A 23118-nucleotide genomic window follows, 5' to 3' on the forward strand; every position below is an offset into this window, starting at 1 on the left:
CGGCCTTCGCTTCTTTCTCACGAGCTCGGCGTCCGCATTGCCGGTTTCGAGCCTTTGTTCAGCGTTCACTTTCCTTAGGGCCTGCTTGCTCGCTGACCCGCTTCCCGGGCCTTTTCCCCCAGAGGCTTCGACCGCTGGCGTTACCACCAGTAGCCGCTCCGAGTGCTTCCGGCTGGAGCAATCGTTGCCGGGTGGAGATCACTCCCTCCCCACTGGGCGATGCACCCTTTTTCACGGCGCACGCGAAATGGCGGCTAAGCCGCCGACGCAATTCTACGGAGGAGGGCGGGAGCTCGGCGGATCCCAAAGGCGGGCCGCCCCTCGAACCCCGCTCGAATCCCCGTGACGAGGCGGCACGAGCTTGGTAATGGTCTGGTCGGAAAAGATCCACCGGCTCCAAAGAGCGGGTACTCGGCGATAGAGGCGCTTGACGTTGGAGAGACCTCCGCCGAGAACGATCGCGCCTGGATCGAGCAGGTTGATCACATGAGCGAGCCCGCGAGCCAGCCGCTCCTCATACCGTAGCAGCGTGGCCTCACAGCCAGGATCGCCGCAGGCAGCGCGTTGGACAATCGCCTCCGGACTCAGCCGAATCCCCGACACCCTCTCATGATCGGACGCCATGCCGGGACCAGACAGGAAGGTTTCAATACAGCCCTGCTTTCCGCAGTAGCACTCCGGTCCGGGAAGTTCTTCCGGCCGGACCCAAGGCAAGGGATTATGACCCCACTCTCCGGCGATCCCGTTGGCTCCCGAGAGAATCCTCCCATCGATGACCAGCCCACCCCCCACCCCCGTTCCTAAGATCACTCCAAAGACAACAGATTCCCCTTTCGCCATGCCATCGGAAGCTTCCGAGAGGGCAAAGCAGTTCGCGTCGTTGGCAATGCGAACGGGTCGAGCCAGCCGCCCCTCCAGGTCAGTCTGCAGCGCCCTGCCGCAAAGGCAGACGGTGTTGGAATTCTTCAACAGTCCGCTGGCTTCCGACAAGCTGCCCGGCGAAGCAATGCCTAGGGGCAGCGGGTCGAGGCCCAACTCTTTCTCGACCTCCATCACGAGCCGCCGTACCGCTTCCAGGATCGCTTCGTAACCCTCGGTCGGAGTCGGGATTCGCCGCCGGGCCATCTCCCGATCCTCTCCTTTCAGGACGAGAATCTCGATCTTCGTCCCACCGAGATCGATGCCGATGCGAATCCGCTGCTCGCTCATGTGCGGGACTGGAGGATTTACTCTCGAGAGAAATCGCGTTTCCCCGCCGCCCATTGGGCCTTTTGCTCCTAGCCCTCAAGCCGGACCTTCTTTCCCGAAGCTTCGGAGATTTTCGAACAAAAAGAAAGTGCACCCTGTGTCCACTCCTATTAAAAACAATCATTTATCCTAATTTGGAGATCCTATCCCATGGAGTCGGAATCGATTCGCCCATCCGCCAGCTATAGTTTCCTTTTGCGTCTTTCCTATCCCAACAAGATCGGGATGTTAGCCGAGATCGCTCGCGTGCTGAGCGCCAACGGAGGGGATCTTGGGGCGATGGACATCGTCACGGTGCACTTGGGCCAGATGGTTCGGGAGATCACGGTCAACGCCCGAAGCCAAGAGCATGCGAAGCAGCTCGAGGAAGCGGTCGCCCAGTTGTCGAGCGTGACGATTCTCTCCGCCTCCGATCGCGTCTTCCTCCTCCATCAAGGCGGCAAGATCCATGTCGAGAACAAAGTTCCCTTGACGAACCGCGACACCTTGTCGATGGCCTATACGCCTGGTGTGGCCCGGGTCTGCGAGGCGATCGCTGCGCAGCCCGACCTGGCGTATGAACTGACGATCAAGAGCAACTCCGTAGCGGTGGTCAGCGACGGCTCTGCCGTCCTTGGCCTTGGGGATATCGGGCCAGCGGCGGCCATGCCGGTCATGGAAGGCAAAGCGATGCTCTTTCGCGAATTCGGGCAGATTCACGCCTACCCCATCTGCCTTGCCGCGCGGGAGACGGAGGAGATCGTCGACACCGTTGCCCGGATCGCGGTCGGCTTTGGCGGAATCAACCTGGAGGACATTTCGGCACCGCGCTGCTTCGAGATCGAAGAGAAGCTGCAGGAGAGACTGGACATCCCCGTATTCCACGACGATCAACATGGGACGGCCGTGGTCGTTCTCGCCGCATTGATCAACAGCGCCCGCCTACTCGGGAGGGAGTTGTCGGCGCAGCGTTACGTCATCTTGGGGGCAGGATCGGCCGGAGTAGCGGTGGCAAAGATGCTTCTCAAGTTCGGTTGCCGTTCGATCGTCGTCTGCGACCGTAAGGGCATCATTCAATCCGGACGCTCCGATCTCACTCCCATCAAGCAATGGTTGGCCACCCACACGAATCCCGACGGGATCCGAGGAACGGCGAAGGAGGCCATGACAGGCGCCGATGTCTTCATCGGGGTCTCCGCCGGAGGCCGGGTTTCCGCCGAGGACATTCGGGACATGCGGGAGCCGAGAACCGTCTTCGCGCTGGCCAACCCAACTCCAGAAGTCATGCCGGAAGTAGCCGCCCGATACGCGCAGATCATCGCTACGGGCCGAAGCGACTATCCAAATCAGATCAACAACGTCCTGGCCTTCCCGGGGATCTTTCAAGGCGCTCTCTCCGTGCGAGCTTCTCGGATCACGGAGGGAATGAAGCTCGCGGCGGCCGAAGCAATCGCCTCGTGCATCCCTGCCTCGGAAGTGGCTCCAGAGTACGTGGTGCCGAGCGTCTTCAACCGAGAGGTCGCCAAGGGCGTGGCCCAAGCGGTCGCCCAGGCGGCGAAGAAGGATCGGGTCGCCCGTGCCTGACAGGCAGGACGGAAAGGCCGCATCTTGATTCGACTTCTCGGACGCGCGCTCGAACGGCTCGCAGCCGGGCCTTCGAAGAGCGTGCTCCCGCGGCAACGATGCGCCGTCGCCCCGCACCTCTTCCTGTTCGTGGTTCTCTTCCTAGTGACCGGAGCCGGCCCGGCCGGAGCGGCCAACCCGCCGGTTCAGCTCGTGAGCGTAAGGCGCTACTACTCCCTCTTTCTCTCGACCCCGACTCGCCCGGGCGAACCGGTCTACCCGAGGATCCACTACCAAGGCGTCTGGGAGTGCGTCAACTGGGGAGGAGCGGGCGACATCTCCCTTTTCCAACAGGAACCGGCCCATCTCCCCTATCTCGACTTTCGCGCAAAGGCAAACGGCGTCCCGATCCCCGTCCAAAAGCAGGGAGACCGGTACTGGGTACCGCTCCACTTCCCTGGCGGACAAAGGGTTCGCGTGCAAATCGAATCGCTCCAGCAGGTCCTTCCGGTCGATCCCGGCCAGAAGATCGACTCTTTCGAGGACCTGATCCAACCCACCGGCTGGCGGCCGCCGGTCGTGAACTACTGGGTCGTCGTCGACCTGGGCCGTCTCTTCAGCGCTTACATGCTGCAGGAATCGAAGAGTCCCGCCTTTGGACTCGCGCCCCGAAGCGTTCCCAGCTCCCCTCCCTCCTCGGCTTTCCCGCAATTTCTGGCCAATAAGATTCTCCAGGTGTCTCCGAAAGGATTTCGGATCGAAGGCAATAAGATTTGGTGGTACTACCATAATCTCGGGGATGCATCCTCCTCTCCACAACTGGGGACCCTTCGCGTCGTCTGGCAAGCCTGGTATCGCTGAATGGCCCGGGTGCTTTCGCCAACCGCAGGAGAACACTTGTGAGAAATGGCGACTAGAGCGAGCCCGCCAAAGAAGGTGGAACTTCCACAAGGCGTTGCGGCCCTACCCAGACCAGGATGGCGCGAATCTTCTCGATCCGAAGCGCCGTCATCCGGACAAGAACCGCACGGTAGAGCCCGACCTGTTCCCGATAACGTGCGAGGAGCCCCTCCTCGCCTCGCTCTAGCGGCTCCCGATCGGTCTTGAAGTCGTAGAGAATCGCGGAAGCCGGAGAGCCGTTCGGCTCGAGAAAAAGGTGAACCCGGTCGAAGATCCCGCTAATCCATCGACCGGACAAAAGGGCTTCAAACGGCTTCTCCCGCCAGATGATCGTACCGCTTGGCGGAGCAAAAATCGCCTCACAAGTCCTGCTTTCGATGCAACGGAGTGCGGCCGCCGCCGCCTCCTCTACCATGGTCGAGGGAGTAGCCGAGGCAATCCGCCGCAAGGGCTCCAGGCTCCCGGCATCCGCTCGCTCCACCCGAGCAAGCATTTCGTGGACGAGGACCCCAAATTCTCGGCCGGATGGTCGTCCCGCGGCGAAGAACTCCGCCGCCCTATCTTCGCTGGATCGTGAAGGGGCAAGCGGCGTCAGGCGGACGGAGCGTGGCAGAAACGCGAGCGGCGGCAACCGCTCGGACTCTTCTTCGTCGTTAGACAATCCCTCCTGCCTTTCAGGTTTTCCGAGTTCGCCCCGCTCGAAGAAGACGTTCATGCCACTCACCTGCCGAAGCGGTCGGGACTCCCCCGCCACCAGCGTTCGCCGCAAGAGATCGCGATGCGTGGGAGCGGCCGATCTCGACCCCGACCTTGGTTCCTTCCGCTTACCCGGAGGGGCTTCCGCGACGACGTAAAGCTCGCGCCGGGCCCGGGTCAGGGCCACGTAGAGAACGCACAGCCGTTCGAAGAGTTCCTCTTTTTGCGCCTTCTCCCTAGCCTTCGCGAGCTCGGGGATCTTGGTCACGATCGTCTTTGCCGGAGCTAAGAGCAGCCGCGACGCTCCTTGCGGGAGATCCACCTCGAGCAGGCGGCTCCGAATCCGAACCGGCTGTTCGAGTTCGGCAACGACCACGGCATCGAAGCCTAGGCCTTTTGCTTTGTGGACGGTCATCACCTGGACGGCGCCGGTCATCTCTGGAAGCCGGACCGGCTGATCCCTCAGATAACGCAGGAATCGCTCCACGTCACGGGACCCAGTCTGGTCAAACCGGCAGGCCATCTCCTGCAGCAGGACCGCTCGCTCCTTGCCAAAATCGTCCAATGCCGTTCGCAAGCGGCCCAAGATCTCGGCAACCACCCCTTGAAAACCCTTCCCGTACAGGATCCGCCACCCGTTCTTCTCCCATTCTTGGCAGAAACCATCTCCAAGAGGAGAAGCCTGCAACCAGCCTCGCGCAAGCGTGTCCCTCGGATGGACAAGGCTCTGGAGGGCAGCCGCCACGAGCCGCCCGAGCTGGTTGTCCGCACCCGGAAAGATTTCTCCTTCCAAGAACACCGAGCCGACCCGCTCCTTGCGTAACCGATCCGCCAGGCGCCGGGCCCACGCGTTGGTCTGTACGAGAACCGCGCAGGAAAGCTCCCGCTCGGCTGGGCGGATGATCTCCCGGATCAAGCAAACCAGAGCCGAATCCACGGGCGAGGAGCGTTCTTCCTCCGTCTCCTCTCCCGCACCCTCCTCCATCCCTTCGCGGCAAGGAGGCTCACCGGAGTCGGAGCCAACCTCCAGATAGCAGCTATATCCGCTGGCGCCGCTCAACGCCGATGCGTGGGGCTCCCAATCCTTCGCCCAGGCTCTCCCCGCGTTCCCGTAGAGCTCTTCCAGAGCCGTCTTGCTGCCGAACACCACGTTCACCAGATCGATCACGGCGGGCTGCGATCGGTACGAGGTCGAGAGCGTCTTCCGCGCAACGCCGCCCTCGTATCGGGAAGCAATCTCCTCGAAGAGTCGCCGATCCCCCCCCCGCCATCCGTAAATCGATTGCTTTCCGTCCCCGACGCAAAAGACGCTCCGCGTCCCCTCCGTCGACTGAATCGCCTCTCCCACCAGAAGTTCTAGCGCTCTCCACTGCGCTCGGCTCGTGTCCTGAAACTCGTCGAAGAGCCAGTGATCCCAGTGAGAGTCGAGCCGGAAGGCGATCCGCAACCAGAGTTCTTGATCCAATCCTCCCCCTTCCGCCCCTAGTTCCCGGAGAAGCCGCGGCGCGTCGCTGAACGCGATGCGGCCCTGGCTGTGAAGAGCGCGACGATAGCGGGCGCGAAACCCGAAAAGGAGCGAGGCGAGCCCTCGGGTCCGCTCGCAAGCGGCCTCCAGGCTGTTCTGGAGCCAGAACGTGGCCAGACGACCCAAAAGTCGGGCCATCTCCGGATCCGGAACGATCTTCCTTCTTTGAAAATAGAACTCCCCGCAAGAGCCCGAGTCCGGATCGTAACTTTCCAAGATGTTGACGATCAGCCGGTGAGCGGTTCCGTTCCCCCGATAGGCAAGCAGCACGGCGCGCATCCTCTCCCATGCATCGCGACGATCCGGAACTTGGACGCTCAACCTTCGGGCGATCTCTTGCCAGAGCCCCTCTCCATCGGTCTCCCGGCGGCCGGGGATGAGCGCCCGGCAGAGTGCTTCCCCTCCCCATCGCTCCCGGTCGGGTTCTTCCTGATAGGCTTCCCAAAATTGCGAGAGCAAGGGATCGAGGAGCATCCAAGGGCTCTTCCCGTCTTCTCCTTGCGTCAGCCGGCCCACAGCCTCGGCCAGCATCGCTGCCGCCTTTCCGCCCTCCCGGAGCATGTCTCCCAGCAGGGAGCGGCGCAATTCCCGCGCCTCAAACTCGTCCATCAGCTGGAAGCTTTCGGGAAGCCCCGTCTCGATCGGGCAGACACGCACGATGCGTTGAAAAAGGCTGTCGATCGTACGCAACTGCAGCCGCGGCAGGTCAGCCAGGAAGGCCTGGAGCGAAGCCAGAGCATTTCGAGCCCCCCCTCCGCGGTCCTCTCCTCCGCCCGTCCCATCCGTCTCGGCTTGCTCGACGAGCTTCACCAAGACTCGATCGAGGATCTCGGCTGCGGCCCTTCTCGTAAAAGTGACCGCGACGATCCGATGCGGCTCCACCCCGCAACGGAGCAGATCGACAATCCTCCGCGCAAGCTCTTCGGTCTTCCCCGTTCCGGCGGAAGCGCGGATCAAGCAGCAGCGGTCGATCGATAGACTCTCTCCCACGTTCCTCCTATCCCAGGGGACCAGGGGCAGCGGCAACGATCTCCGCCGGACGCCCATCGAACCAGAATCGCCACGGCTCCCGATCCCACTCGGCGGATCTCTCCGGCGGCCAAAACCGGCCTTCCTCCACAGCTTGCAAAATCCGGGCGGCGCAGCTTTCCGCCTCCCTCTCCAGTTCCCGGGTCCAGCTCTGCCACTCCACGACCCCCGCCTTCTCGCGTTCCTTGGGAAGCACCAAGTAGGCAACCCGCAGTTCCGGACAGGACGCCTCGCGAAGACGCCATGCCGCGGCATAGAGGGGAAGCTGGAGGTCCCTCCACCGGAACTCTCTCCCTTTCCAGAGAAAGAGAGCAGCGGCGGGCCCCTGCCCTTTCCCTGACGCGACCAGATGAGCGGCCTCCGGATTCAAGGCCCGCTCCGAACTCTTGAAGTCGACGAGGCGGATTCTCCCTTCGGAATCCCGATCGATCCGATCGATCCTGCCGTCGAGTTGCCAATCCCCGATTCGGAGCTCAAAGGGCGCCTCCACAAGAAGCGTTTTCCACCCTTGACGAACTTCTTTTGCCTGCATTCGGGAGAAGGCGGCGAGCCTTCCTTGGATCGCTCGCGACTGGAGGGCCACCGCAGGGGGAGTTCCCTCCGGGAAGCGTTGCTGCAGCTCCCTCCGGAGTGCGTCTCGAAGAAACGCCTCGATTGCCTCGCTCTGGTTGCACTCTCTCATTTCGTCCGCTCGTCCGAAGTCGGCCAAGACATCGTGAAGCAGCAGCCCAAATTCCCGGGCGTTGAGTTCTTCGGGAAGCCGTTCGAACTCTTCCCATCGCCGCGCCCGACGAAGGAAAAAGAAAAAAGGACAAGCGAGGTAATCCCGCAACGCGGTAACGGAGATCCTCTTCTCGCCCTCCCAACGCAGCGGTCCGATCACCAGAGGAAAGGAGTCGGTAGACGCGGGCTGATGGCGCTGCGGCGCATTTCGAACGTCCAATACCTGCCGGACGCGCTCGGGTAGCACGGCCGCAGGACAACGAAAGAGAAGGCGGGAAGGAAAGAGTGGTTCCCCTTCCCGGCTAAATCGGGCGGCCAGGACGTCGATTCTTCCTCGCTCGCTTCTCTGCGTTGCGATCGCTTCGAAAAGATAGGCGTCCCTTGCTTCGCGCTGAGCATTGGTCCGCAGACCAAGCCGCTCGCGGAAGCTGGACGGGAGCAGAAAATCATGGGCGATCGCTTCCGGAACCGCGCCCTCCTGAAACCCAGCGAGGACAAGGTGGGGAGCATCGTCCCAGAGCAACTCGAGCCATCCCCGGAGTTCCACCGCCTCTTCGGGCCGCTCTTCCGGCAGGTGTTGCTGACAGATTCGTTCGATCAGGAGATCGAGATATTCTGCAGCATCCAAACGGCGCTTCGCCGACGAGCGGAGCGCCTCCATCTCCTCCAGGGCAAGCTCGAGCTCCTCGCAAAGGAGCCGTTGGCTGCCTGCGTCGCCTTTCCCATCAAAGGACTCCTCCAAAAGCCTCCGGATTGCCGCGAGCGGTTCCGCTTCCGCTTCGGACAAGAAGCGCTGCGCCCGTTCCACAAAGGGCTCCAGGCCCGGTTCCTGCCGAGCGGCCGATTGGAAGTCCTGCGCCAAGGTTCGCGACGCCGCTCGGTCCAGCCTTTCGAGCAGGAAGGAGCGCTCCGTTCCGATTTGCTGGAGACCCAACCAGCCCGCCGCTGCGGGATGACAGAGGAGGCGGCGAAAGGACGCGAGGTTTCTTTGCCGCAGGAGCTCCCGTAGGTCCGCAAGAAGAGAGGCCCACTCCGATCCGCTAGCGGAAATACCGCCCGGATCGAACGCCGAAATGTTCCTCTCCTCCAGAGTAAGACGCAGAAAGGGCAGGAGTCGGGAATCGCAGACGCCGATCGTGACCGCATCCCACGAGCGGTTGGCGGCCACCAGATCCGCCGCACGACTCGTGAGCGCCCCTTCCTCTGCATAGATCCGGGTGTTCGGAAGAAAAGGCATCTCTCTCCTTCGCCAAAAGGCCGGATCGGGTCTTCCCCAACCGTCAAACCCATCCGCGACCTCTTCGGGAGCTTGGATCAGCACCGAGCAGACCTCGTCGCGCAGGATCCGTTCCAACAGCCGTACGGCCAAAGGATGAGGGTCAGGACAACCAACCAGGGCGACCCGATCGACGTCGAAATTCCAGGAAGCCACGCGAAGTATTTCGAGCCGGGTTTCCATCCAATCCAGTAAGCCACCGTCCGCCAAGATTGCCCGATACCGTTCCTCCAGCCGGGCCAACCGAAGCCAGAGCTCCGGTTCGGGGTGGCTGCCCTCCTCCCGAACACGGGCAAAGCTCAAAGCACCCTCCGAAAGGATGTCCTGCGCCTCGCAGAGGCTCTTTGCCACCCGCAGTGCCCAAGCGAAATCCGGCTGGAATGCCTCCCGGGGAAACAGGGCGTTCTCCCCCCCCCCCTCCTCCGAAAGAAGGAGCTGAATCCATACCCAAAGCCGAGCCGTCGGCCCAGCCGCCTTTCCCGCCGCGCTTCGCCCCTCACCGTAAAGCTCCATAGGGGTGACCACGCGAGGAGCGAGGAACCCTTCCGGCCTGCGCAGGCAGAGCGCGCCCCGCAACGTCCTTCCCGACTGCCGGGTGGGTACGATCAGAAGCCAGCGGGAGAGATCGAGGCAGCCGCAGCCTCCCGCCCGATCGAGAAGCCATTCGGCAGCCAGCGCGGGGAGCGGCTGGTTCCACCCGAGAAAGGTCCGCTCGGGACGCATCGCCGAAGAATAATCGTTTGGGATAAGCACTCCCAGGAAAAGCGCTTGTGCGGGCGTCGAAAGCAGCAAAGGCGAGCCCGGCTGCCTGCCGCTCGCATGGCAACACCTTGGTCCTGTACCGCTTCGGACGTGAAGCAAACGAGCCGCCACTGCGGTTTGCCGATACCCCTCCGTCATTGAGCGGCAAGGGACGGGGAACCTTATTTCCAGGAAAAAGTCCTTGGCAAAGGGGGAACTCCCTCGCATATTGTCCGGCGCCATGGCTGGGAAAAGCAGCAACAAGAGTTCCAAGGATATGAAGGCGAAGACCGAAGCCAAGAGGGAAGCCCCGATCCCGGCCACTCCGGAGGACCAGAAGGGGAGTGCAAAGGGAAACAGTTCCCCCGCTCATCCGAGGGGAGTCAAACGAAAGGAAGCGGAAGCAGCGGAAGAAAACGCAACGAGCGTAGACAGGTCTGACGCACCGGCCACTCACACGATCGCCGATCTTCCTCCAAAACGCCGGCAGGCCTTTCTGGAAAAGCAGCATCAGCGTCTCCTCGACCTGCGCGACGACATCCTGGGGCAGATGCAGGGCATCGCCCAGGATTCTCTGCGCGTCCGTTCGGAAGGCAGCGAGGCGAGCGGCTTTGGGATGCACCAAGCGGATGCGGGCTCCGATGCCTACGACAAGGATTTTGCCTTGAGCCTGCTTTCCCAGGAACAGGATGCCCTTTACGAGGTCGAGGAAGCCATCAAACGGATTGAAGTGGGCAACTATGGAGTCTGCGAAATGTCCGGCAAGCCGATTCCGCTCCAACGCTTGGAGGCGGTTCCGCATGCGCGTTTTACTGTAGAATGCCAGCGCCAGTTGGAGCAGCAGAACCGTTTCGAACGGCGATGGGAGTCGGTGCCCCAGTTCGGAGAAGCAGCGGAAGCCGGCGAAGAAGAGGATCAAGCAGGAGAGGAGAGAGAGAGTCCTGGGGACTAGCATGTCGGCAATGAAAAAAAAGAGAAAAAACGGCAGTCGGCGATCTCACCGTACAGAGAGCCGTCGTAGAATTGATATCAACGCGGAAGCCATTGACTTTCGCAATACGGATCTCCTCCGCAAATTCACTACGGAAAGCGGCCGCATTCTTCCTCGACGGATCACCGGGATGCCTGCTAAACTTCATAAAAAGTTGACGCGGGAAATCAAGCGTGCGCGTAACGTACTCCTTTTACCGTAGACTCAGGAGGTTTCATGTCTCGTCAATGTTGTGTCTTAGGCCGCCGACCGGCCCGCGGCCATACGATCCGTCGCAAGGGCAAGCCGAAGAAAGAGGGAGGGATCGGGACCCACGTGACCGCTCAAACGCCCAGGATCTTCTTCTCTAACCTCAGGCAAAAGAGACTCTTTGTGCCGGAACTCGGTCGGTGGGTATCCTTGCGGCTTTCTGCTCGAGGACTCAAAACGCTCAGCAAAAATGGAGTATACGCGACTCTTCGGAAAGCGGGACTACTGCAATAATTAAGGAATAACGGAGTAACCTTGAGGAGGAAGATTCATGCCGTTCCATGTTGTTAGCAAAAAATCGGGAAAAACGTATTATCTGCATGCTCGCGACCAAACCTTGCGCAACGGTCACAAAGTGACGCTCTACTTCTTTTCGACGCAGCCCCGCGAGGGAGCGATTGACGAACTTCCGAAGGGATACGTCGTTTCCGAGAGCCACCGAACGGGCCTTCCCATTCTCAAGAAGAACCGATAACTCGTCGTTCTGCAGGTCTCCATAGACCTGCACTCGAACACCCGCTCCTCTGGCCATGAGCTCGATTGTCGAACTGCCCGCCACCTCCTGGACTCGAGCTGTCGCTGCCGAAGTCCAGGATCAGGCGATCGAAAGTCTCGAGGAAGGTAAGGTTCTTTTTTTTCCTCATCTCGCATTCGACCTGCTCTCAGGGGAAGAGGTCTTCCTCCAGCCGAGATGGAGTTCGGGAGATGCAAAAAACATCAGTTTCGAGCACAAAACTGGCCAGATTTGGGGAGTCAGCGGCAGCGATGCGGAGAAGACCGCGCTTTCGCGAATGCTCCGCCGCTACGCGGATAGCACGCGCGAGCTGTTACACAACCTGTTGCCGACCTACACGCCCTCTCTTCTCCAGGCAAGGACGAGCTTCCGGCCCATCGAGATCTCCGGCAGACCCTCTTCCTATCGGAAGGACGACACCCGCCTTCATGTCGACTCCTTTCCGTCTCGTCCGACCGGGGGCAAGCGCATCCTAAGGATTTTTTGCAACATCAACCCGGAAGGCAAGCCACGCCGTTGGCGTATCGGCGAGACCTTCCCGGCTTACGCCCAACGCTTTGCAGGCCGTGTTCCCCAACCGATCCCAGGCTCCCGCTTCGTGCTCTCTCTCATCGGAGCCACAAAAGGATACCGCAGCCTGTACGACCACTACATGCTCGGTCTACACGACCAGGGTAAGCTCGACATGGATTACCAGCGGCAGAGCCCGCAGGAGTCCTTTGCCTTCCCACCGGGCAGCACCTGGATGTGCTTTACCGACCAGGCCCTGCATGCGGTCGATTCTGGCCAGCACCTGCTGGAACAGACATTTCATCTCCCGCGCGCATCCCTTCGACACCCCGAGCGATCTCCACTGACGGTGTTGGAGAAGATCGTCGGTCGGCCACTTTGTGCGCCGACCCGTTAAAAGGGGTTTTGCCGTCGTTCCGTCGCGCGCAATGGCATCTTTTGACTTCTCGATTCATGGCCGGAGGGAAGCTATCCGCGCAGCCGTGAAGAAGCCATCCAGATCGGCTTGGCTCATTCCGTTTTCGGGCTCTTGGGAAGACGGTCGGTAGCATTCGCAAAACCCATCGAAGACTGCTTCTTTGTCGATCCGCAAACGAGCACACCGCATGTTCCCTTGGACGTCCGCGCCATTCCTCAGTTCGATCGAATCATGGGCGAACAGGCTGCCTCTCGCTTTCCCCTCCACCTGCAGTTCCGCTGCTTCGATCTCCGCCGCTACTTGGCCATCGGGTCCAATCCGCACCGTTCCCTCCGGAGCATGAATCTCTCCCGCAAAATCACCGTGGATGACGAGGCTGCCCAAAAAAGCGATCCTTCCCCTTAGCCGCGTCCCCCGCCCGATGACGTCTCTCCCTTCCCTGGGCGCAGGGGCTTGCGGCATTGCGGGAACGGGCGAAACTTCTGGAACAACTGAAGTCCTTGGAGCTTCCGGCAAGCGATCCTCGGCCTTCGGCGTGTTGGCCTCGCGGACCGGAAAGCGAAAGACGGAAGGCCAGGAAGTCGGAGCGCCTTCAGGAGGAGGAGCAACCTTGGATGGTGAGGAAGCCTCCGACGGAACCGCTTTGCCCGGGCGTTTGGCCGACTCTAATTTTTTTTTAAGAGCTTGCCTAACATTGGCTAACACTTTGCCGCCGGCGCTCGGCCCTGTCGAGTAAATTTCCCTTTGCGTCCTTCTTGTGGTATGAGCATGATCAATTCATTGCGGCACAACTGATAACAACAACGCTCATGATTCATCACCTCTGCTTTCTCGAAACCCTCACATCGACTTCTCCGTCCGAACTGGATAGTCTCCTGATCAACATCCGGATCCTTCTGCTCAAGCTTTCGGACATTCACAACCTGCGGGTGGGGCGAAATCTTGCCCCCGGCGACTCTTTCAGCCTTTTTGTCTCTTTTGACATCGATTCTCCGGAGAAGCTCGAATTCGTCCAGCGGACTGCGGTCTACTATCAATTCGAGCGGCAGATCCTCGATGCGCATGCCAAGCGCGTCGTCCGCTACAACTTTGACATGGATCCCGGCCAGGACCCCGGCTAAGCAATCTTCTCCAGCAGTGCGTGAAGGGTGGTGATCGACCAGTGGAGTTCGTCTTGCGCCACGATCAGCGGCGGAGTGAACGAGAGCACATGGCGATCAGTACCTCCGGCCAGCAAGATCACCCCGGCTTTCAGCAGGGCCAAAACCAGTCGGCCGGCCAAAGCCGCGTCCGGTCGGCCATGCCGGTCGGTCACCTCGACGCCCACGAAAAGCCCGGAACCACGGACGTTCTTCAAAGGTGGTCCCGAATGTGCGAGATCGCTCAATCCTGCCAGGAGCTGTTTCCCCTTTTCTTCCACCTTCAGGTCCCTCTGGCGCCTTTCGATCTCCTCAAGGAAGGCGCACGCCATCCGGCAACCCAATGGACTTCCGAGGAAAGTGCTGGTATGAAGAGCCTCTCCATCCGAATCCGGCCAAGCATCCATGACTGCCGCCGGCCCGATACAGGCGGAGATCGGAAAGCCGCCTCCCAACGGCTTCCCCACACAAATCAGATCGGGTACCACCCCCAATCGCTCACAGACAAAGCGGGGACCGGTTCGATAGAAGCCGGTGAAAATTTCATCGAGGATGAGAAGCGCCCCCTCCTCGTCCGCCACCTGGCGAAGGAGGGGTACAAACCAGTCGGGCGGCAGGATCATGCCTCCCCTCCCAAGCATCGGCTCGACGAGTATAGCTCCGACCGACTGACTCGCGAACACCCGCTTGAGTTCGTCGGCTAGGGCGCAACGACAACCCGCATCGCACTCCGAAGGGGAACGCTCTCCCCTGCCCCAAGGACAACGCCAGCAGTTTGGAAAGGGTAAAAAGACGGCCCGCTTGGTCAGTTGTTCGATAAAGGGCTTTTGAAAATCGCCCATCTGGGTCGCTTCCATGGCTCCGTAGGCAAGCCCGTGATAACTCCCCTGAAAGGCAATGAGCTTGGGCCGCCCCGTGGCCAGGAAAGCGGTCTTCATCGCCGCCTCCACCGCATCACTGCCCGTGCAGCCGAGAATCGACTTGGCCTCTCCCTTACCCCAGGCCTCAAAAGTGAGGCGGGAAAGGCTGCTTAAAAGCTCGACCTTCCCCGCAGAGGGGTGGACATCCCCCATCCCGAGAGAAAGCTGCCGCAGTTGCGCCCCCCCGGCGGCGGCAATCTCGGGGAGGGAGTAACCCAGGGCCGCTACGCCGAACCCCGCCGTCAAATCGAGATAGCGGTTTCCGTCGACATCCCAGACGTTCACCCCTTCCGCTCGCTGCCAGAAGATGGGAAAGTCTGCAGAAAGAAAGGTCACATTCCGGGATTCCCAGCGGCGCAACCCGGCGCACAGCTCGGCCGAGCGCGGTCCCGGAATCTCTGTTTTTTGTACGGGAATCATAGTCCGCTCATTGCCAATCGGCTCAAAATCTGCTTAGTAGGAAATATATTGATCTGCAAGAAGGAGCGGATCGTTCGCGGGCGGCGGCGAGAAGTCCGGTCGAACGTTCCACTCCCAAAATGGAGGCATGAGCGATTATGGTAGCGGATGATCCTGCTGTAGCCGTAGCGGAGCCCAAGGTGCCCGCATCTTCCGTAACTCCCGAGATTCAAATCGAACTCTACCGCCTGATGGTTCGCATCCGACGCTTCGAGGAAAAATCGGCTCAGGCCTTTATGCGTGCCGCCATCAAGGGCTTCTGCCACCTCTATATTGGCCAGGAAGCGGTCGCGGCGGGCGCCCTCTCGGTTCTGGAACCTCGGGATGCGGTCATCACAGCCTACCGGGATCACGGAATCGCCTTGGCGCGTGGGACTCCGGCTCGCCCGTGCATGGCGGAGCTCTTCGGCAAACAGACCGGCTGCTCCCATGGCATGGGGGGATCGATGCACCTCTTCGACCGCGCCCATCAGTTCTATGGCGGGCACGCCATCGTGGGATCTCATACCGCCGTGGCAGCGGGACTCGCCTTCGCCCAACAGTATGAAAACACGGAGGGGGTCACGCTCTGCCTCCTTGGCGAGGGAGCCGTGAACCAAGGGGTCTTTGCCGAAACGCTCAACTTGGTCTCCTTGTGGAAGCTCCCGATCGTCTTCCTCATCGAGAACAATGATTATGCGATGGGGACAAGCGTTTCGCGCTCTTCGGCCGGCTTGCCGCTGGTCAATCGGGGGTCGGCCTTCGATATGGCCGGCAGGGTGGCCAACGGAATGGATGTAGAAGACGTACGCGCCAAAGTGGCGGAGGCGATCAACTTGGCGCGGACCGAGCATCTGCCCTCCCTTCTCGAGGTGCATACCTATCGCTATCGAGGGCATTCGATGTCCGATCCCGACACCTATCGGACCAAAGAGGAAATTGAGGAACACAAAAAGGGCGATCCGATCCTGCTCTATCGAAGAAGGCTCGAAGAACGCCACGTGCTCTCGGATACTTTGGCCAAGGAGATCGACGAGAAGGCCCGGGCTGAGGTCCAGGACGCGCTCTCCTTCGCGGAGCAGAGCCCAGAACCCGACCTCGATTTCGCTTTTTCTCTCCGTTTTTCCGTCGAAGACCAGATTGACCCAATCCCGCGGCCACGATATAGCGACCTCTAACTCCTCCCATGGCTAAAATCACTTATCGGCAAGCGCTCAATCAGGCTATGGCCGAAGAGATGGACCGGGATCCCTCCGTCTTTCTGATCGGAGAAGAGGTTGCGGAATACCAAGGCGCCTTCAAGGTATCTCAAGGACTCCTCCAGCGCTTCGGAGCCAAGCGCGTTGTCGACACGCCCATTAGCGAAGCCGCATTTTCGGGCCTCGCCGTGGGTGCAGCCCTCTACGGCTTGCGCCCGATCGTCGAGTTCATGAACTGGAGCTTCTCCTTCGTCGCTTTCGACCAGTTGGTCAATAACGTCGGATCTCTCCGCTTTATGTCGGGAGGGCAGTTCTCCCTTCCGATGGTCTTCCGAGGACCGAGCGGAGGCGGCACACAGATCGGCGCGACACATTCCCACTGCCCGGAAAGCTGGTTTGCCGGAGTTCCGACCCTCACGGTGGTGAGCCCCGCTTTTCCGGAGGACGCCAAGGGGCTCCTCAAAAGCTCCATCCGCTCGAACAACCCCGTCTTTTTTTTCGAGGGGGAACGGCTTTACGGGTTGGAAGGAGAAGTCCCGGATGGGGATTCTCTCACTCCCATTGGAGAAGCGAGAGTCTGCAGGGAAGGCGGTGACTTGACCATCGTGAGCGGTGGCTACTCCACTCATACCGCCATTTCCGCAGCGGAGACACTCTCCGCGAACGGGACGGAGGCTGAGGTCATCGATCTGAGGACGATCAAGCCCTATGACTTCGATCGGATCGCACAGTCGGTGCGAAAGACCAACCGACTCTTGATCGTCGAAGAGAACAAGCCCTTCGCCGGCTGGGGAGCTCAGATCGCCTACGACGTCCAGCGACGTCTCTTCGATTGGCTCGACGCTCCCATCCTCCGAGTGACCGGGCTGGATCTCCCGCAGCCCTACAATGGCAAGCTCGAGGCGCAGGTTCTTCCGAATGTCGAACGGATTCTCGCTGCGGCGCGCCAGCTTCTCGCGTAAGCGGTGCGAGGCAAAGTTCCGGGATGGAATCGAGCGAGGCAAAAGGCAAACGGGTCGCGGAGATCCTCCGGATCCTTCGTCTGCTCTACCCCGATGCCAAGCTCGCCCTCGCCTTCTCCAATCCCCTGGAGCTCTTGATCGCCCTCATCTTGGCTGCCCAAGCCAGGGATGAGCTCGTCAATTCGGTCACGTCCACGCTCTTCTCCAAATACCGCCGCGCGGCGGAGTGGGCGGCCGTTCCCTTGGAGCAGCTTCAGGAAGAGCTGCGGAAGATCAACTTCTACCGAAACAAGGCACGTGCCATCCAGAAGGCGTGTCAAGCCCTGGTCGATCGATTCGGCGGCAACGTTCCCGATCGGCTCGAGGACCTCCTCTCCCTGCCCGGGGTGGGCCGGAAGACGGCGAACATCCTCCTTGGCAATGCCTTTGGCCAACCCGCGATTGGCGTCGATACTCATGTCGGCCGCGTCGCCGGCAGGCTCGGTCTCACGGTTCATACCGATCCGGAGGAGATCGAGGGCGAGCTCCTCGCGCTGGTGCCGGCTCCAGACCGGGTCGCCTTTTGCCATCTTCTGCAGGCCCACGGCCGAGCCGTCTGCACGGCGCGCAATCCCGGCTGCGCCCGATGCGGCCTGCGAAACCTTTGCCCCTACCCGCAGGGCACTACCGCCTCATAGCCGGAATCGAGAAGGACGCAGGAGCTTGGCCGTAAGGCACTCACGCGTCAACCTGCCTATCTCACAAAGTTCGTACCCGAAGCGCGGCAAATGGGCCTGGATGCAAGGCGGGGGGCAGGTTTTCCCCCGGGGTTGTATGACGACAACCTGCGAGGAGGGCCAAAAACCCAAGTCCCAACGAAGCAGCCGGTTCCATTTCGCAAGCCGCAGGAGAACGCTTGGGAGATAGGCAGGTTAACGATGAGGTCGTGGGATTCCATAGGCACGCGAAAGGTAGTCTCCCATCGCATGGGGATCGTCCAGGAAGAGCTGGCCGTTTGCCTTTTGCCAAGGCAGATCGGCGCATTCTGGCCGAAGCTCCCGCTGGAGAACCAGCACGGGGCAAGACTGATGTTCCTCTCCCAGTAGGCGGACGATTTCCCGCCGCGGACGGGAATAAGGGACGCGCTCGACCGCGAGATCTTCCGCTAATTGCGGATAGAGGACGAGCAGCCCCTCGAAGATCGCGCAATAAGGGCAGTAGTAGGGAGCTCCTTCCCCATCGGAAAATCCTGCGGCGAGGAGGAAGAGCAGATCTTTCATGGCTCCATTCTACCATTAGGAGTTTTCGCGGCACGACCGTTCTTCGAACGATCCGCAGTCAATGTGCTGGGCTACAGAGAAGTAAGTCGCATCGCCCCTGCTCCCCCGAACTTCAGCGTTTACAGAAGCCTAAACTCCCTCTATGGAAGTAGGATCCGATGGCGACTAAAAGCGTCATTTCCACCGCCGATCCCCGTTTTCTCAAGGAAGACGGCACCGAGGTCTTCACCGGAAACGAAGCGATGGTGAAGGGGCTGTTGGAGGCCGAAGGCGGCACCCACCTGTGCACGGGCTATCCAGGCTCCCCCGTCTCCGGCATCTTCGACACGGTCGAGGCCATTTCCGACTTATTCCATGCCAATGGGATGCAGGCGATCCTCGCCAACAACGAGGCTCTCGCCGCGGCGATGCTCAATGGCTCCCAGATGCTCGGCTTGCGGGCGGTAGCCGTCATGAAAAGCGTTGGACTGCATGTGGCGTCGGACGCGCTGGCATTGGGCAACCTTAGCGGGGCGCATGCCGACGGGGGTTGCCTCGTCATCGTCGGCGATGACCCCTGGAATGATTCCACCCAGGTGCCTGCGGACTCCCGCTTCCTCTCTCAGCACCTCCACATGCCCGTGCTCGAGCCAGCCACGCTGCAAGAGCTCAAAGATTGGATCGACATTGGGTTTCAACTCTCCCGCCGAGCCAACCTCTATGTCAGCTATCTGGTGACGACCAATCAGGCGGATGGAGGGGGCTCCGTTCAAGTGCGGCGGAATCACTTCCCGCGCGTCAACTCCCTCAATCCCGTCACCTTGGACACGGCCATGGTCGACTTCGAGTCGCGAGTACTGCTCCCGCCAAGAACGGGGCGCAGGGAAGAGGATCTCTCGGCGAGATACCGCCGTCTTTGGGCCGTTGCCGAGGAGCTGGGCATTGACCGGATCCTGCCCACTCGTCGCACGCGCAGCCGGCATCGATTCGGCCTCATTGGTTCCGGCCTGGCGGCCTGCTATCTCGAGCAAACGTTACAGGAACTGGGCCTGCTGGGGGAGATTCCAGTCCTGAAGCTGGGACTCACCTATCCGATCAACCCGCAGATTCTTCTCCGCTTTGCGAAGGAAGTAGCAGAACTCGTCGTCGTGGAGGAACGGCGTCCTTTCCTGGAACAGGCGGTCACCCATGCGCTTCAGGAGGCCGGCGTTCTCCAGAAAGTATGGGGAAAGACCCTTCCGGAGAAGCTCCTCGGGATCCCCGCTCATGGGGGTCTCCACCCCTCTCTGCTCGCCGAAAGGCTGGGTCCTCTCTTTGCCCTAGAGGGCGACCCGGTGCGGCAAAAGAAAGTGCGGAGTTGTCTCGAGCGCCTCAAAAGCGTTTCCAGCCCCTCCTGGCAGCTACCGGCCAGAACTCCGACATTTTGTCCCGGGTGTCCCCACCGGGACTCCGCTTCGGTCTTCCTGGAGATCCAGCGAGACTTTCGGAATCCCGACTACATGCGGCGCCGACACCATCGGGAGCCGGTGGATCTCGTCTTTCATGGAGACACCGGTTGCTACACGATGCTGATGTTTGAGCCGACCAAGCCGCTGATGCACAATTACAGCGGAATGGGTCTGGGCGGGGGAACCGGGTTGGGCATCGACCCGTTCATCCGAAACAAACAGGTCGTGTTCATGGGCGACTCGACCTTTTTCCATTCCGGCCAGATCGCCATTTCCAATTCGATCAAAAACCGGCAGAACCTCGCCTACATCATTCTGGACAATCGAACCACGGGCATGACCGGCCACCAGACGACGCCGGGCTTGGAAAAGGATCTCCTGGGGAACTCGACCTTTACGCAGAATATCGAGAAGATCGTAGAAGCGATCACGGCAGAAGGACATTGCGAGGTGATCCGCATCAACCCGGGCTTGCGGGACCAATATCGGGCCGTGCTGGAAGAAACGGTGCTCCGGGACGGAGTCAAGGTCATCATCGCGGACAAGGAGTGCGGGATTCTCACGCATCGCCGGGAGACCCGGCAGGATCGTGAGGAGATTCGGAAAAAGGGCTTCCTCCCGCAAAAGCGGTACATCCAGATCACTCCGGAGGTTTGCGAATATTGCCTGGCTTGCACGACGAGCACCGGCTGCCCTGGATTGACGTTCACCGAAACCGATTATGGCCGGAAGGTTCAAACCGACCTCTCCTGGTGTGTCGCCGATGGCGCCTGCGCCAAGCTCTACGCCTGCCCAGCCTTCGAAGAGGTCACGGTCGTTCGCGGCAACCGGCCGAATTCCACGATCGACCCTCTGGATTTCCATTCCCTTCCCGCACCCCGCCCGCGTTCTTTCTCGGGCACCCATCGCCTCTTCCTGACGGGGGTGGGCGGCATGGGCATCGCCAGCACGGCTGCCGTACTGGTTCGCGCGGGCCATCGGGAAGGATACCAGGTTCTTTTTTGCGATCGAAATGGTCTGGCAATTCGCAACGGGGCCGTCTACTCGCATATCGTCTATCGGCACGAGGAAGCTCCGCCCACGACTGCGATTCCACTGTATGGAGCGGCCGACCTCATTCTGGGTCTCGACGCCTTGGAAACGGCTCGGGCTCTCGACGGCTCCGGTCGGCTTCGAGTCGGTTCCCGCGATCGCACGGGCGTCATCCTGAATTCTTCCAAGACCCCGACAGTTTTGAGCCTGCTCGGTCGGGAAGACTTTTGCGTGCAGGAGCTCGAAGAACGGATCCGGCAAGCGACCGATGCTCGCCGCTTTTTTGGATGCGAGGTATCGGCTCTCGCCGAGCGCCACTTCGGCACGAAGCTCTATGCGAACACGGTCCTCGTCGGGATCGCCTTCCAGCGGGGCGAGCTTCCTCTCTCCCAGGAAAGCTTGGAGTGGGCGATCCAGCAAACGATGGGAGGCTCCGCCGCTGCCAATTGGAAGGCCTTCCTCTTCGGACGCTACCTGGCCGAACATCCAGAAGAGTTTTCCCAGGCTTCCGAACCGGCAACCCCTCAGGGAGAGATTGCCAAAAGCCTGGCCGATCTCGAACAAGAGGGTTCCCGAGGAAAGGAACGCGGACAACGCCTCTGGCAATGCATTACCCAAGGGATTGCCGGTCTTCCCCTGAAGGAGCCCGACCTGCGAGATTTCATCGTTCGCATACGGGACCTCTTCCACTACGAGAATGCCGCCTATGCGGAAAAGTACGCGGCGCTCATCCGAGGGGTCGCCGCGAAGGATTCCCCTCAATTCGACATGGCGGCCACCAGGGCGGCAATCTGGAACGCTCACCGAGTGATGGCGATCAAGGACGAGGTCGAGGTCGCTCGCTTGCTGACCTCGAGCGAAAAGAAGGAGAAAGATCGGGATCATTATCACGTCGACCCGGCGCGAGGAGATCGCATCCTCTATCGACACCTGACCCGGCCGGAGTTCATCCTCGGTCCACTGCGCTTTCGTTTCCGAATGGAGTCGCGCGACTGGATGCTCCAAATCATGCGCCGAGCCAAGTTCCTGCGTCGCATCCTGATTGGATGGCACCAGAAAGAACGTCACTTTCGTGACTGGTATTGCAACCTGCTCGAGCGTTTCGCCTTCTCCTCGCCTGCCGATTATCAAAAGTGGCTTACGATCCTGCGGCTGCCAGAATCCGTTCGCGGATACCGCGAGATCCGTTATGGCAAAATGGAGCAGGCTCTCGCCCAGGCCGAGAAGCTGCTTGCCGAATCCGAAGCTCCCGCCGAATCGATCGCCCGCTGAGCAAGCCCGTTTGGGGGCGAGAGCGCGTGGGTGACTGGCGATGAACCATAGCGAAATCCTGATCGGCATAGGGGGCGGCGTGAGCCGCGCCCCTGCCACACCACCCGGCATGCGGGTCCGCACCGGGCGGTTCGAGAAGTTGAGGCCATGCGAGTCGTGGGAAGCCCAGGCTATCGTTCCATCGACGCCAGCACTTCCCTTATTGGCCTGTTGAAGACATGTCAAACTGACCGCTTTGGTAACAAGTGATCTGACCGCTTGGGATATTGGATTGTTGTTTCCTTTGGGGTTCTTGCCCTTGCCCCGGGGCAAGGGCAAAGTTCTGCTCCTCTTTTAAGCCGCCTTGGTTTGGTGTGGCTCCAGCGGCTTGCCCTCCGAGTCGTACCAGCCGACGATCCGGTGGCCGTACCGGACGCTGAGGTTGCCGTCGAGATGCTCACAGACCCGGACGCGGCATTTTGCCAAGCCCATACGCCAGCTTTGGGGCAAGATCTGGAGCTTCTTCCGCCCCCAGTGGACCGTGTTGTCGTTGCCGCCGATTCGGTCGTCCTGAACGCAGAGGATCCCATCCAGGTCGGCTCCTCCGGCCGGGACAAAGGCGCTCTCCTCTTCCTTGGGCTTTACGGCCAGGGTGCGGTTATGCCAGGGAAGAAACTTCGGTAGTGTCCGCTTTTTTGTGTGCGGGTCGATTTTCCGCTTTGTTGTCTAACAGTAAAGAGAGTTGTTCGCACGCCGTCAACTCGGACCGGCGAGACCGCTTCCCAAAAGCGGTCGGCTCTAGCCGGGACAGTTGTGAATAACCCGCTTGGGGGTTATTCAAGGCGTGGGAAGCAACTCTCCACTTTTTCATGGCTTTTAGACTCCTTCCGCCAGGAAGAATCGCTCCCCGAACTGGATAGCAAATTGCCTGGCCGCCAGGTTCCAGGCCGGCGCGGGATGTTTCCATTTCTTGCTGACGTTCCGTAAGACCAGGAAAATCAATTTGGTCGCCGCATCATCATTGGGAAAATGTCCTCTGGTTTTGAGGACCTTCCGCAACTGCATATGCAGGCTCTCGATGGCATTGGTCGTGTAGATCATCTTTCGGATCTCCTGCGGGAAGGCGAAG

Annotated in this window: 21 protein-coding genes; 13 read left to right on the top strand and 8 right to left on the bottom strand. The window is 60.6% G+C overall.

Annotated features, from left to right (window positions below; genetic code table 11):
• Nucleotides 1-273: 273 nt before the first annotated feature.
• Nucleotides 274-1209, bottom strand: a complete 936-nt coding sequence (locus A37A_RS0112100) for an ROK family protein (RefSeq protein WP_018291754.1) — start codon at nucleotides 1207-1209, stop codon at nucleotides 274-276.
• A 189-nt stretch (nucleotides 1210-1398) separates the two neighbouring features.
• Between A37A_RS0112100 and A37A_RS0112105 the strand changes: the two genes are divergently transcribed.
• Both A37A_RS0112105 and A37A_RS0112110 read left to right on the top strand, forming a co-directional pair.
• Nucleotides 1399-2811, top strand: coding sequence for an NAD-dependent malic enzyme (locus A37A_RS0112105; RefSeq protein ID WP_018291755.1), 1413 nt, complete (start codon nucleotides 1399-1401; stop codon nucleotides 2809-2811).
• 24 nt (nucleotides 2812-2835) lie between these two features.
• Nucleotides 2836-3651 carry a hypothetical protein gene (locus A37A_RS0112110; RefSeq protein ID WP_018291756.1) on the top strand — a complete coding sequence of 272 codons (816 nt, stop codon included), beginning with the start codon at nucleotides 2836-2838 and terminating at the stop codon, nucleotides 3649-3651.
• A 52-nt stretch (nucleotides 3652-3703) separates the two neighbouring features.
• Here A37A_RS0112110 and A37A_RS0112115 read toward each other — a convergent pair whose 3' ends face one another.
• Both A37A_RS0112115 and A37A_RS0112120 read right to left on the bottom strand, forming a co-directional pair.
• The gene (locus tag A37A_RS0112115) at nucleotides 3704-6901 is read right to left on the bottom strand and encodes an exodeoxyribonuclease V subunit beta (protein ID WP_020494399.1); all 3198 of its coding nucleotides are present in this window, start codon (nucleotides 6899-6901) and stop codon (nucleotides 3704-3706) included.
• A 7-nt stretch (nucleotides 6902-6908) separates the two neighbouring features.
• Nucleotides 6909-9692 (bottom strand): PD-(D/E)XK nuclease family protein, encoded by a 2784-nt coding sequence (locus tag A37A_RS0112120; RefSeq protein ID WP_196799615.1) that lies wholly within the window; start codon nucleotides 9690-9692, stop codon nucleotides 6909-6911.
• 265 nt (nucleotides 9693-9957) lie between these two features.
• On the opposite strand from A37A_RS0112120, the gene A37A_RS18515 reads away from it, so the two are divergent.
• The 5 genes from A37A_RS18515 to A37A_RS0112135 are packed head-to-tail and all read left to right on the top strand — an operon-like array spanning nucleotide 9958 to nucleotide 12341.
• A complete protein-coding gene (locus tag A37A_RS18515) occupies nucleotides 9958-10632 on the top strand; it encodes a TraR/DksA C4-type zinc finger protein (protein WP_196799616.1) in 675 nt (224 codons plus the stop codon).
• 10 nt (nucleotides 10633-10642) lie between these two features.
• Nucleotides 10643-10873 (top strand): 30S ribosomal protein S18, encoded by a 231-nt coding sequence (rpsR, locus tag A37A_RS19505; RefSeq protein ID WP_231363917.1) that lies wholly within the window; start codon nucleotides 10643-10645, stop codon nucleotides 10871-10873.
• A gap of 14 nt (nucleotides 10874-10887) precedes the next feature.
• The gene (gene rpmB / locus A37A_RS19510) at nucleotides 10888-11154 is read left to right on the top strand and encodes a 50S ribosomal protein L28 (protein WP_018291760.1); all 267 of its coding nucleotides are present in this window, start codon (nucleotides 10888-10890) and stop codon (nucleotides 11152-11154) included.
• A gap of 37 nt (nucleotides 11155-11191) precedes the next feature.
• On the top strand, nucleotides 11192-11395 hold the full coding sequence (locus tag A37A_RS0112130; protein WP_018291761.1) for a hypothetical protein: 204 nt from the start codon (nucleotides 11192-11194) through the stop codon (nucleotides 11393-11395).
• A 55-nt stretch (nucleotides 11396-11450) separates the two neighbouring features.
• A complete protein-coding gene (locus A37A_RS0112135; RefSeq protein ID WP_018291762.1) occupies nucleotides 11451-12341 on the top strand; it encodes a Kdo hydroxylase family protein in 891 nt (296 codons plus the stop codon).
• A 54-nt stretch (nucleotides 12342-12395) separates the two neighbouring features.
• Here the strand turns inward: A37A_RS0112135 and A37A_RS0112140 are convergent, their stop codons facing one another.
• The gene (locus A37A_RS0112140; protein ID WP_018291763.1) at nucleotides 12396-12824 is read right to left on the bottom strand and encodes a polymer-forming cytoskeletal protein; all 429 of its coding nucleotides are present in this window, start codon (nucleotides 12822-12824) and stop codon (nucleotides 12396-12398) included.
• 347 nt (nucleotides 12825-13171) lie between these two features.
• Here A37A_RS0112140 and A37A_RS0112150 point away from each other — a divergent pair, with 347 nt between their 5' ends.
• Nucleotides 13172-13483, top strand: a complete 312-nt coding sequence (locus A37A_RS0112150; protein WP_018291765.1) for a hypothetical protein — start codon at nucleotides 13172-13174, stop codon at nucleotides 13481-13483.
• Here the strand turns inward: A37A_RS0112150 and A37A_RS0112155 are convergent.
• Nucleotides 13480-14841, bottom strand: a complete 1362-nt coding sequence (locus A37A_RS0112155; RefSeq protein WP_018291766.1) for an aspartate aminotransferase family protein — start codon at nucleotides 14839-14841, stop codon at nucleotides 13480-13482. The two genes, A37A_RS0112150 and A37A_RS0112155, sit on opposite strands and share 4 nt — an antisense overlap.
• Before the next feature lie 137 nt (nucleotides 14842-14978).
• Here A37A_RS0112155 and pdhA point away from each other — a divergent pair, with 137 nt between their 5' ends.
• Genes pdhA through nth form a run of 3 tightly spaced genes read left to right on the top strand, consistent with a single transcriptional unit; the run spans nucleotide 14979 to nucleotide 17697 of the window.
• Nucleotides 14979-16037, top strand: coding sequence for a pyruvate dehydrogenase (acetyl-transferring) E1 component subunit alpha (pdhA, locus tag A37A_RS0112160; protein WP_018291767.1), 1059 nt, complete (start codon nucleotides 14979-14981; stop codon nucleotides 16035-16037).
• 8 nt (nucleotides 16038-16045) lie between these two features.
• On the top strand, nucleotides 16046-17020 hold the full coding sequence (locus A37A_RS0112165) for an alpha-ketoacid dehydrogenase subunit beta (protein WP_026195813.1): 975 nt from the start codon (nucleotides 16046-16048) through the stop codon (nucleotides 17018-17020).
• Between the two features lie 23 nt (nucleotides 17021-17043).
• Nucleotides 17044-17697, top strand: coding sequence for an endonuclease III (gene nth / locus A37A_RS0112170; protein WP_018291769.1), 654 nt, complete (start codon nucleotides 17044-17046; stop codon nucleotides 17695-17697).
• Between the two features lie 234 nt (nucleotides 17698-17931).
• On the opposite strand, the gene A37A_RS0112175 is transcribed toward nth, so the two are convergent.
• Nucleotides 17932-18279, bottom strand: coding sequence for a DUF3088 family protein (locus tag A37A_RS0112175; protein WP_018291770.1), 348 nt, complete (start codon nucleotides 18277-18279; stop codon nucleotides 17932-17934).
• 158 nt (nucleotides 18280-18437) lie between these two features.
• Here A37A_RS0112175 and A37A_RS0112180 point away from each other — a divergent pair, with 158 nt between their 5' ends.
• The gene (locus A37A_RS0112180; RefSeq protein WP_018291771.1) at nucleotides 18438-22010 is read left to right on the top strand and encodes a 2-oxoacid:acceptor oxidoreductase family protein; all 3573 of its coding nucleotides are present in this window, start codon (nucleotides 18438-18440) and stop codon (nucleotides 22008-22010) included.
• Between the two features lie 333 nt (nucleotides 22011-22343).
• Here the strand turns inward: A37A_RS0112180 and A37A_RS21515 are convergent, their stop codons facing one another.
• Nucleotides 22344-22481 carry a hypothetical protein gene (locus A37A_RS21515; RefSeq protein WP_020494490.1) on the bottom strand — a complete coding sequence of 46 codons (138 nt, stop codon included), beginning with the start codon at nucleotides 22479-22481 and terminating at the stop codon, nucleotides 22344-22346.
• A gap of 42 nt (nucleotides 22482-22523) precedes the next feature.
• Between A37A_RS21515 and A37A_RS21520 the strand changes: the two genes are divergently transcribed.
• The gene (locus A37A_RS21520) at nucleotides 22524-22673 is read left to right on the top strand and encodes a hypothetical protein (protein ID WP_231363919.1); all 150 of its coding nucleotides are present in this window, start codon (nucleotides 22524-22526) and stop codon (nucleotides 22671-22673) included.
• A 192-nt stretch (nucleotides 22674-22865) separates the two neighbouring features.
• On the opposite strand, the gene A37A_RS17425 is transcribed toward A37A_RS21520, so the two are convergent.
• Nucleotides 22866-23118 (bottom strand): transposase (locus A37A_RS17425; protein WP_018291773.1); only part of this gene is annotated, 253 nt, incomplete at its 5' end.

Origin of the sequence: Verrucomicrobium sp. 3C, assembly GCF_000379365.1 — a bacterium.
Lineage (GTDB): Bacteria > Verrucomicrobiota > Verrucomicrobiia > Methylacidiphilales > Methylacidiphilaceae > Methylacidimicrobium.

Coding starts and splice junctions, on each gene's coding strand:
- nth (WP_018291769.1), top strand. CDS start 17,044: ATGGAATCGAGCGAGGCAAAAGGCAAACGGGTCGCGGAGATCCTCCGG.
- rpmB (WP_018291760.1), top strand. CDS start 10,888: ATGTCTCGTCAATGTTGTGTCTTAGGCCGCCGACCGGCCCGCGGCCAT.
- A37A_RS18515 (WP_196799616.1), top strand. CDS start 9,958: ATGAAGGCGAAGACCGAAGCCAAGAGGGAAGCCCCGATCCCGGCCACT.
- A37A_RS0112155 (WP_018291766.1), bottom strand. CDS start 14,841: ATGATTCCCGTACAAAAAACAGAGATTCCGGGACCGCGCTCGGCCGAG.
- A37A_RS0112150 (WP_018291765.1), top strand. CDS start 13,172: ATGATTCATCACCTCTGCTTTCTCGAAACCCTCACATCGACTTCTCCG.
- A37A_RS0112105 (WP_018291755.1), top strand. CDS start 1,399: ATGGAGTCGGAATCGATTCGCCCATCCGCCAGCTATAGTTTCCTTTTG.
- A37A_RS0112175 (WP_018291770.1), bottom strand. CDS start 18,279: ATGAAAGATCTGCTCTTCCTCCTCGCCGCAGGATTTTCCGATGGGGAA.
- A37A_RS0112130 (WP_018291761.1), top strand. CDS start 11,192: ATGCCGTTCCATGTTGTTAGCAAAAAATCGGGAAAAACGTATTATCTG.
- rpsR (WP_231363917.1), top strand. CDS start 10,643: ATGAAAAAAAAGAGAAAAAACGGCAGTCGGCGATCTCACCGTACAGAG.
- pdhA (WP_018291767.1), top strand. CDS start 14,979: ATGGTAGCGGATGATCCTGCTGTAGCCGTAGCGGAGCCCAAGGTGCCC.
- A37A_RS0112180 (WP_018291771.1), top strand. CDS start 18,438: ATGGCGACTAAAAGCGTCATTTCCACCGCCGATCCCCGTTTTCTCAAG.
- A37A_RS0112140 (WP_018291763.1), bottom strand. CDS start 12,824: ATGCCGCAAGCCCCTGCGCCCAGGGAAGGGAGAGACGTCATCGGGCGG.
- A37A_RS0112135 (WP_018291762.1), top strand. CDS start 11,451: ATGAGCTCGATTGTCGAACTGCCCGCCACCTCCTGGACTCGAGCTGTC.
- A37A_RS0112100 (WP_018291754.1), bottom strand. CDS start 1,209: ATGAGCGAGCAGCGGATTCGCATCGGCATCGATCTCGGTGGGACGAAG.
- A37A_RS0112165 (WP_026195813.1), top strand. CDS start 16,046: ATGGCTAAAATCACTTATCGGCAAGCGCTCAATCAGGCTATGGCCGAA.
- A37A_RS21515 (WP_020494490.1), bottom strand. CDS start 22,481: ATGGGCTTGGCAAAATGCCGCGTCCGGGTCTGTGAGCATCTCGACGGC.